At 73.5% G+C, this 8,055-nt stretch carries 7 protein-coding genes; all 7 read right to left on the minus strand.

Features of this window, described 5'->3' with window-relative positions; all coding sequences use genetic code 11:
* Nucleotides 1-1,531, minus strand: a 1,531-nt coding sequence (locus D3105_RS30440; protein ID WP_118906137.1) for a glycosyltransferase family 39 protein, incomplete at its 3' end; no start/stop codon positions are given.
* Nucleotides 1,532-1,574: 43 nt separating this feature from the next.
* The gene (locus D3105_RS30445; protein WP_206272976.1) at nt 1,575-2,927 is read right to left on the minus strand and encodes a bifunctional glycosyltransferase family 2/GtrA family protein; all 1,353 of its coding nucleotides are present in this window, start codon (nt 2,925-2,927) and stop codon (nt 1,575-1,577) included.
* A 26-nt stretch (nt 2,928-2,953) separates the two neighbouring features.
* Nucleotides 2,954-4,615 (minus strand): sensor histidine kinase, encoded by a 1,662-nt coding sequence (locus D3105_RS30450; RefSeq protein WP_118906143.1) that lies wholly within the window; start codon nt 4,613-4,615, stop codon nt 2,954-2,956.
* Nucleotides 4,616-4,651: 36 nt separating this feature from the next.
* Nucleotides 4,652-5,398: a response regulator transcription factor gene (locus D3105_RS30455; protein ID WP_118906142.1), complete on the minus strand. Its 747-nt coding sequence runs from the start codon at nt 5,396-5,398 to the stop codon at nt 4,652-4,654.
* Between the two features lie 76 nt (nt 5,399-5,474).
* Complete coding sequence (locus tag D3105_RS30460) at nt 5,475-6,350, minus strand: amidohydrolase family protein (RefSeq protein WP_118906138.1); 876 nt, start codon at nt 6,348-6,350, stop codon at nt 5,475-5,477.
* A 45-nt stretch (nt 6,351-6,395) separates the two neighbouring features.
* Nucleotides 6,396-7,358 (minus strand): DUF2797 domain-containing protein, encoded by a 963-nt coding sequence (locus D3105_RS30465; protein ID WP_118906139.1) that lies wholly within the window; start codon nt 7,356-7,358, stop codon nt 6,396-6,398.
* A 9-nt stretch (nt 7,359-7,367) separates the two neighbouring features.
* Nucleotides 7,368-7,946, minus strand: a complete 579-nt coding sequence (locus tag D3105_RS30470) for a hypothetical protein (RefSeq protein ID WP_118906140.1) — start codon at nt 7,944-7,946, stop codon at nt 7,368-7,370.
* Between the last annotated feature and the right edge of the window lie 109 nt (nt 7,947-8,055).

Here is an 8,055-nt window from a genome sequence, read left to right on the forward strand (position 1 = left end):
CCCCACCGGGTCGGCCGCCACCGCCCCCGGGCCCGCCCATGCCGAACCCGCCCGTCGAAGGGCCGGCCGTCACGATCGAGCCCTGGTGGCCGCTGTTCAGGGTGTTCACGGTGTACGCCGTCGGCCCCGCCAGCGACGCCGCGCAGCTCAGCCCCACCACGGCGAGCGCCAGGCCCCGCCCGCCGACCCGCCCGACGACCAGCAGCCCGAGCGCGCCGGCGATCCCGCCCGCGAGCACCGCCCACCGCAGCCACGGCAGGTAGTCCGGGGTGCGGCCCAGCAGGACGTACGCCCACAGCACCGTCGCGAGGACCGTGCCCGCGAGCACCGCACGCGGCCACCACGCGCCCCGCTCCTCCCACAGCACCGTGACGCCCATGGCGACGAGCGCCGCGACGTACGGGGCGAGGGCCACCGTGTAGTACTGGTGGAAGATCCCGGCCATGAAGCTGAACACGGCAGCGGTCATGACCAGCGCACCGCCCCAGGCGATGAACGCCGCCCGGGCGGAGTCCGTCCGCCCGGCCTTCCGGGTCAGCCAGAGACCGGCCACCAGCAGGATCAGCGCGGCCGGGAGCAGCCAGGCGATCTGGCCGCCGACCTCGGAGTTGAACATCCGCCCGATGCCGGTATCGCCCCAGCCACCGCCGCCACCACGGCCGCCGCCCCCGCCGACGCTTCCGGTCTCCTCGCCGTTGATGCGACCGAGCCCGTTGTAGCCGAAGGTCAGCTCCAGGAACGAGTTGTTCTGCGAGCCCCCGACGTACGGCCGCGAGGACGCCGGCATCAGCTCCACGATCGCGACCCACCAGCCACCGGCGACGACCATCGTCAGCGCGGAGAGGGCGAGTTGGCCGATCCGCTTCCGTCCGGGGACGGGGGCGCACACCGCGTACAGCACGGCCAGCGGCGGCAGGATCAGGAACGCCTGGAGGGTCTTCGTCAGGAACGCGAGCCCCACTGCCGCCCCCGCCCACAGCAGCCACCTCGTCCGGCCCTGCTCCAGCGCCCGCAGCACGCACCACACGGTGACGGTCATCAGCAACGCCAGCAGCGCGTCCGGGTTGTTGAAGCGGAACATCAGCGCGGCGACCGGCGTCAGCGCGAAGACCCCGACCGCGATCAGCCCGGCGACCGGCCCGAAGCGACGACGTACGGCGGAGTTGAGGACGGCCGCCGTGGCGAGGGCCATCAGGACCTGAGGGGCCAGGATCGCCCAGGAGTTGAGCCCGAAGAGCCGAACGGAGAGGGCCATCGGCCAGAGGGCGGCCGGGGGCTTGTCGACGGTGATCGCGTTCGCGGAGTCCAGCGAGCCGAAGAAGAGGGCCTTCCAGCTCTGGCTGCCCGCCTGAACGGCGGCGGAGTAGAAGGAGTTGGCGTAACCGGAGGCGCTGAGGTTGCAGACGTAGGCGAGGCCGACGGCGAGCAGCAGCCCGTACAGCGCGGGGCGCGCCCAGCGGGGGCCGCGGTCCGGCACGGACGGCCCGGGCGGCGCGGCGGCCGGGGTCGTGGGGGCGGTGGACGTGGTCATCGCAGATCCTCGGAAGCAGGGGGCTCGGGGGCGGTGGTCGTCGTCATCGGACGTCCTCGGAGTCGGGGGCGCGGTGGGTGCCGGCCGGGAAGACCCAGGCGCGCAGGAGCAGGAAGCGCAGCACGGTGGCGGCGAGGTTGGCGGTGATCAGGACGGCCAGCTCCGTGCCGTGCGAGGGCGAGCCGGAGGCCGCGCCGAGCGCCGCGAGGGAGCCGCTGGTCAGCGCGAGGCCGATCGCGAAGACGACCAGGCCCTGGGCCTGATGGCGGACGGCTCCGCTCCGGCCGCGTACCCCGAAGGTGAGCCGGCGGTTGGCTGCGGTGTTGGCGACGGCGGAGACGAGCAGAGCGCCGCCGTTGGCGACCTGCGGGCCGACGCCGAGCCGGAAGAGGGAGTAGAGGGCGAGGTAGAAGAGGGTGGACAGGACGCCCACGGCACAGAATCCGATGAGCTGGCGGGCGAGTCCGCGCTCCACCCCGGTCAGCGCCCGGTCGCGCGGATCGTCCCCGAAAGGTCGGGCCAGACGGTCCAGCGGCAGAGCGCCGACGGCCAGCGCCCGCCCCACCCGCCACACGCCTTTCAGGTCCTCGGTGGCCGTCCGCACGATGTGGACGGTCGAGTCGGGGTCGTCGATCCAGTCGACGGGCACCTCGTGGATGCGCAGCCCGGCCCGTTCGGCGAGGACGAGCAGCTCGGTGTCGAAGAACCAGCCGCTGTCCTCCACCATCGGCAGCAGCCGCTCGGCCACCTCGCGCCGGATCGCCTTGAACCCGCACTGGGCGTCGCTGAACCCGGCGGCGAGCGAGGAGCGCAGGATGAGGTTGTAGGCCCGCGAGATGAACTCCCGCTTTGTTCCCCGCACCACCCGCGAACTCCGGGCCAGCCGTGACCCGATGGCCAGGTCGGAGTGGCCGGAGATCAGCGGGGCGACCAGCGGGAGGAGCGCGTTGAGGTCGGTGGAGAGGTCGACGTCCATATAGGCGAGGACCGGGGCGTCGGAGGCCGACCACACCGCCCGCAGGGCCCGCCCGCGCCCCTTCTCCTCCAGCCGGACGTACCGCACCCCGGGCAGCTCGGCGGCGAGCGCGGCGGCCACGGCCGGGGTGGCGTCGGTGCTCGCGTTGTCGGCGACGGTGATGCGGAAGGGGTACGGGAAGGTCCGCGCGAGATGGCCGTGGAGGCGGACGACACAGGGGTGGAGGTCCTTCTCCTCGTTGTACACGGGGACGACGACGTCGAGCACGGGGACGGCGGAGGCCGTGGCGACCGGCTGCCGGGCCGGAAGGTGCTCCCGGCCCGGCAGCCGGCCGTCGGCCCTGCCGTACCCGCCGTCCCTGCTGCTACTGCGGCGGCCGGTCGTTCCGGGGCCGCTCCGGAGGCTGCTGTCGGTGGTCATGGCTCCGACGTTCGCCAACCGCGCTGTCACACCGGTGTGGTGAGCCTGTCCCCGACCTGTGAGTCCGCGCGGATCACGTCGTGGCCCGCCGGAACGCCGTCCGCCGGAACGACATCCGCCTGCAGGTCGACCGCGAAGACCGTGCGGCCCGGCGCGGACTCCACCCGTACGCGGCCGCCGTGCGCGGAGACGACGGCCTGCACGATGGCGAGGCCGAGCCCGGTGGACCCGGTCGCTCCGCCGCCGTCGGCGTCCCGCGCCCGGGAGGCGTCCCCTCGGGCGAACCGTTCGAAGACATGCGGCAGCAGCTCCGCCGGGATGCCGGGCCCGTCGTCCCGCACCTCCAGCGTGACAGGGCCCCCGGCGCGTACGGGCGGCTCGACGGAGACCGTGACGGTGGTCCCGGGCGGGGTGTGCGTGCGGGCGTTGGCGAGCAGGTTGACCAGCACCTGCTGGAGCCGGTCGGGATCGGCGCGTACGGTCACGGGCTCGGCGGCCTCGGGCAGTTCGAGCCGCCAGTGGTGCCGGGCGGAGCCGGTGCCCGACCCGTCCGCCCCTGTTCCGTCCGCCACCCGGGCGTCGCTCACCGCGTCCACGACCAGGGGAAGCAGATCGGTGGTGCCGTACGAGAGCGGACGCCCGGCGTCCAGCCGGGCCAGCAGCAGCAGATCCTCCACCAGGCCCGTCATCCGGTCCGCCTCCGACTCGATCCGCCCCAGCGCGTGCCGGGTGACGGGGTCGGGCTCCGGGCCCGCGGACCGGGCGGAGGGGCCCGGCGCTCCCCCGCCCGCGCGGCGGGTCAGCTCGGCGTACCCCCGGATCGAGGCGAGCGGCGTACGCAGCTCATGGCTGGCGTCGGCGACGAACTGCCGGACCCGCGTCTCGCTCTCCTGGCGGGCGGCGAGGGCCGAACCGACGTGCCCCAGCATCCGGTTGAGCGCGGCACCCACCTGCCCGACCTCGGTACGGGGATCGGCCTCGGCGTCCGGGACGCGTTCCAGGAGCGCCACCTCACCGCTGTGCAGGGGGAGTTCGGAGACCCGGGTGGCCGTGGCGGCGACCCGGCGCAACGGCCGCAGGGCGACCCCGACGAGCACGGTGCCCGCGATCAAGGCGGCGATGAGCCCGGCGGCGGTGACGCAGACCTCGACGACGATCAGGGTGGTCAGCGCCCCGCTCACCTCGGCGCTGGGGATGCCGACGAGGACGGTGTCCCCCTCGGCGGTGGTCGTGGCCTCGACCCGGTAGCCGCCGAGACCGGGCAGATCGACGCTCCGGGTCCCGTCGCCGGCCCCCGGTGCGGCCTTCTCCAGCGCGGCCCGCTGCTCCCCGGTCAGCGGCTTCGCGCTCTCCTGGGCGCGGAGCCCGCTGTCCTCGACGACCTTCGACGCGGTGACGTCCCCGTCGCCGTCGACGAGCGCCCCGAACGTGCCGAGCGGCTGCCCGCCCCCGCCGACGAAGCCGAGCGGGCCCGCCTCGCGCAGCGTCTCGGGCAACGGGAGGGGACCGGGCGGCCGTCGGGCGCGCTCGACGACGGAGTGCAGCTGGTCGTCGAGCTTGCCGTACATGTAGCTGTGGAAGGCGATCGCGGTGACGGACCCGATGACGGCCGCGACGACGGCGATCAGGGACACGGCGGAGACGACGAGCCGGGTCCGCAGCGTCCAGGGCCTGCGCAACACCTGCATGGCCTTCATGGCCTTCATCGCCTTCATGAAGGGCCCCTACTCACCGGGCTTGATCAGATACCCCGCGCCGCGCCGGGTGTGGATCATCGGCGTGCGCCCGGCGTCGATCTTCTTGCGGAGGTAGGAGATGTAGAGCTCGACGACGTTGGCCTGGCCGCCGAAGTCGTAGTTCCAGACCCGGTCGAGGATCTGGGCCTTGCTGAGCACCCGGCGCGGGTTACGCATCAGGAAGCGCAGCAGCTCGAACTCGGTGGCGGTGACGTGGATCGCCTCCCCGCCCCGCCACACCTCGTGGCTGTCCTCGTCGAGCACCAGGTCCCCGACGGTCAGCGTGGACTCGCTGCGCTCGGCGGCGACGGCCGAGCCCGAGCGGCGGATGAGCCCGCGCAGCCGGGCCACGACCTCCTCCAGGCTGAACGGCTTGGTGACGTAGTCGTCGCCGCCCGCGGTAAGACCGGCGATCCGGTCCTCGACGGCGTCACGGGCGGTCAGGAAGAGGACGGGCACATCGGCGTACTCGCGGCGCAGCCGGCCCAGCACGGCCAGCCCGTCCATGTCCGGCAGCATCACGTCCAGGACCACCGCGTCCGGTCGGAAGTCGCGGGCCGCCCGGACCGCCGCGGCCCCGTCCCCGGCGCTGCGCACCTCCCACCCCTCGTAGCGCAGGGCCATCGAGAGCAGCTCGGTGAGCGGAGCCTCATCGTCCACGACCAGGACCCGGACGGGGGTACGGTCCGGCCTGAGCAGTTCAGTACGCCCCTGGGGCGAGGTCGTCGTCGTCATGGGCCCCACACTGTGAGACGCCCGTGAGAGAAGCCTGACCCGTTCCTGTGAATTCCCTGAGAAAGCGGGACAGGCCCTAGTCGTCCGGCAGCTCGAACAACGAGGCGGCGTTCCCGTAACAGACCGCGCGCAACCACGCATCGCCCAGTCCGAGCCGCTCCAGGGCCTCCAGCTGATGGACGTACGGGTACGGAATGTTCGGGAAGTCCGTCCCCAGCAGGATGCGGTCCCCGAGATCGGCGAGCCGCCCGCGTTCGGCCGCCGGGAACGGGCTCAGCCGCTCGCTGAAGTCGGTGAACGCCATGGTCGTATCGAGCCGGACCTCCGTGTATGCCTCCGCCAGCGTCAGGAACTCCGGCATCCCCATGTGCGCGACGATCAGCCGCAGCCGGGGGTGCCGGGCCAGCAGCCGTCCGATCGGCTCGGGACCGGTGAACTTCCCCGGCGCGGGACCCGAGCCGCAGTGCATGACCACCGGAATCCCGGCCTCCGCCAGCAGCCCCCACACGGCGTCCAGCAACGGGTCATTGGCGTCGTACGCGCCCACCTGAAGGTGCGACTTGAACACCCGGGCGCCCGCCTCGACGGCGTCCTTCACGTACACCTCCACGCCCTCCTCCGGGAAGAGGGTCGCGGTGTGCAGACAGTCGGGGGTCCGGGCGGCGAAGTCGGCGGCCCAGCCGTTCAGCCAGCGGGCCATACCGGGCTTGTGCGGGTAGAGCATGGCGGTGAACCGGACCACCCCGAACGCCCGCAGCAGGTCGAGCCGCCGCTCCTCCTCGTACCGGTACGTGATCGGCCACTCCAGCCCCGTCAGCGGCCCGGCCGCGTCGAAGTAGGCCCACACCTTGCGCAGGACCTGCTCGGGCATGAAGTGGGTGTGCACGTCGATGATCCCGGGCAGCCCGAGCCGCTCCCGGAACCGCACCACGTCATCGCTTCCCGTTTCCATGCGCAGGCCCTTTCGCCGGTCGTCCGGAACAACCCACCCGGTCGTTCAGAACAACCCACCCTGCACACCGCCGCCGCCGATGTCGATGAGGGGGACACGTACATCGCTCGCGGTCTCCTCGGTCGCCCGGGTCACCGCCGTCAGGTCCCACCCGGTGATCAGCCGCGTATCCAGCACGACCACGCCCCCGCCCGCCACCGCGAGATGCAGATCGGGCCCGGCCGCCGCGACGAGCCGCCCCGCGACGACGCCACCGTCGACCAGCTCCCGCACCGAACGGACGGGCGCGGGGGCACTCTCCCGTGCCGACGGGCCGGGCGCGGATGCCGGCTCGGGCGCACGGTCGAGCCCGAAAGTGCCCACCTGGTCCACGACTTCGAGGGGAAGCCGCTCCAACGACTCGGGCCAGCCACGCCCTTCGAGCGCCGCCGCCAGCCCGTACAGCTCCGCCACCGCCCCGGCCCGCTCCTCCGGCCCCGGCAGCTGCCCCCGTACGGCCCTCTTCCTGGCGTACGGGATCCGGTCGGGCACCCCGAGGGCCGCCCGCAGCACCTCCTCGGTCCGCCGCGCCGCCATGAGGGGCCCGCGCCCCAGCCAGCTGAAGGCCACGGCCCCCTGCTCCCGCAGCCGGGCAGCCCCGCGCTCCTCCCCCGTGATCCCGACCTTGACCATGCCGGGCCCGAACCAGGCGAGGTACACGCGGTACGTCCGGGGGTCGTCCGCCATCGTGTCGGCGGCCACCGAATGCGCCCGGTCCAGCCGCGCACACTCCGCGCACCGCCCTCCGGTGGACCGCCCCGGCACCACGGCCCCCAGCGGGCAGACGTTCCCCCGGGCGCCCACGCAGTGCCGCTCCCCGACGGCCCGGAACCCGAGCCCGGCCCCGTACGCGAGCACACTCACCCGCCGGTCACCGCCCCGGCTCCACCCCAGCTCGGGCACCTCCCGGGGCCACCGCACCCCGGCACACCGCCACCCGCCACCGGATTCCCGGACCTCACACGTCATCCGGGGATGCTACGCGCGCCCTCCGACACCCTCGATCCCACCGACGCCGCCGACGCCACCGACACCTTCGATCCGCCGCCGCATCGCGACCATGCGCCGCACGAAGCGCCGGTTGAACCAGATCATCCAGCTCATGAACGCCACGCCGAAGCCGAGCGTCCACAGCCCCGCCGGCACATCGCCGGAGGTGAACCAGAGCAACGGCGTCCCCAGGAAGATCACCCCGAGCATGGGGAAGGCCCACCGCCGACTGCGCCGCAGCTTCTCCTCCCGCCGCCGGATCAGTCGGACCATGGCCTCCTGCTCGGCCGGGTCGTCGGGCAGCTCGCCGTTCTTCGCGATGCGGCGCTCCAGCTCCGGCACCCTGTCAGGCTCGGTGCCCACGGCCTTCGCGTCCCGCCGCCTGCGCCGCATCAGGAACCACGTCAGGAAACCGGCGTAGAAGACACCCCCGACCAACGCCTCCGGCCACGCGGACCAGCCGCGGAACGCCAGCCGGACGGCGACCCCGATCACCAGCACCAGCAGCCCGACGGCCCACCACTGATCGCGCCAACGCCCTTGCTGCGCCTGTCCCTTCGCTCCCATCGTGCCCACCTCCGAACGGAGAGGCGCCCAGCACGCCCCGTAAGAGGTCGGCTACCCCGCCCCCGCCGCCGGACCAGACTGCTGACCAGGTCATCCTGCGGAGCCCGGC

This window comes from Streptomyces globisporus, from assembly GCF_003501885.1.
Lineage (GTDB): Bacteria > Actinomycetota > Actinomycetes > Streptomycetales > Streptomycetaceae > Streptomyces > Streptomyces globisporus_D.

What these genes read in the sequence shown, in the direction of transcription:
- D3105_RS30445 (WP_206272976.1), bottom strand. Translation starts at nt 2,927, where the DNA reads ATGACCACCGACAGCAGCCTCCGGAGCGGCCCCGGAACGACCGGCCGC.
- D3105_RS30450 (WP_118906143.1), bottom strand. Translation starts at nt 4,615, where the DNA reads ATGCAGGTGTTGCGCAGGCCCTGGACGCTGCGGACCCGGCTCGTCGTC.
- D3105_RS30455 (WP_118906142.1), bottom strand. Translation starts at nt 5,398, where the DNA reads ATGACGACGACGACCTCGCCCCAGGGGCGTACTGAACTGCTCAGGCCG.
- D3105_RS30460 (WP_118906138.1), bottom strand. Translation starts at nt 6,350, where the DNA reads ATGGAAACGGGAAGCGATGACGTGGTGCGGTTCCGGGAGCGGCTCGGG.
- D3105_RS30465 (WP_118906139.1), bottom strand. Translation starts at nt 7,358, where the DNA reads ATGACGTGTGAGGTCCGGGAATCCGGTGGCGGGTGGCGGTGTGCCGGG.
- D3105_RS30470 (WP_118906140.1), bottom strand. Translation starts at nt 7,946, where the DNA reads ATGGGAGCGAAGGGACAGGCGCAGCAAGGGCGTTGGCGCGATCAGTGG.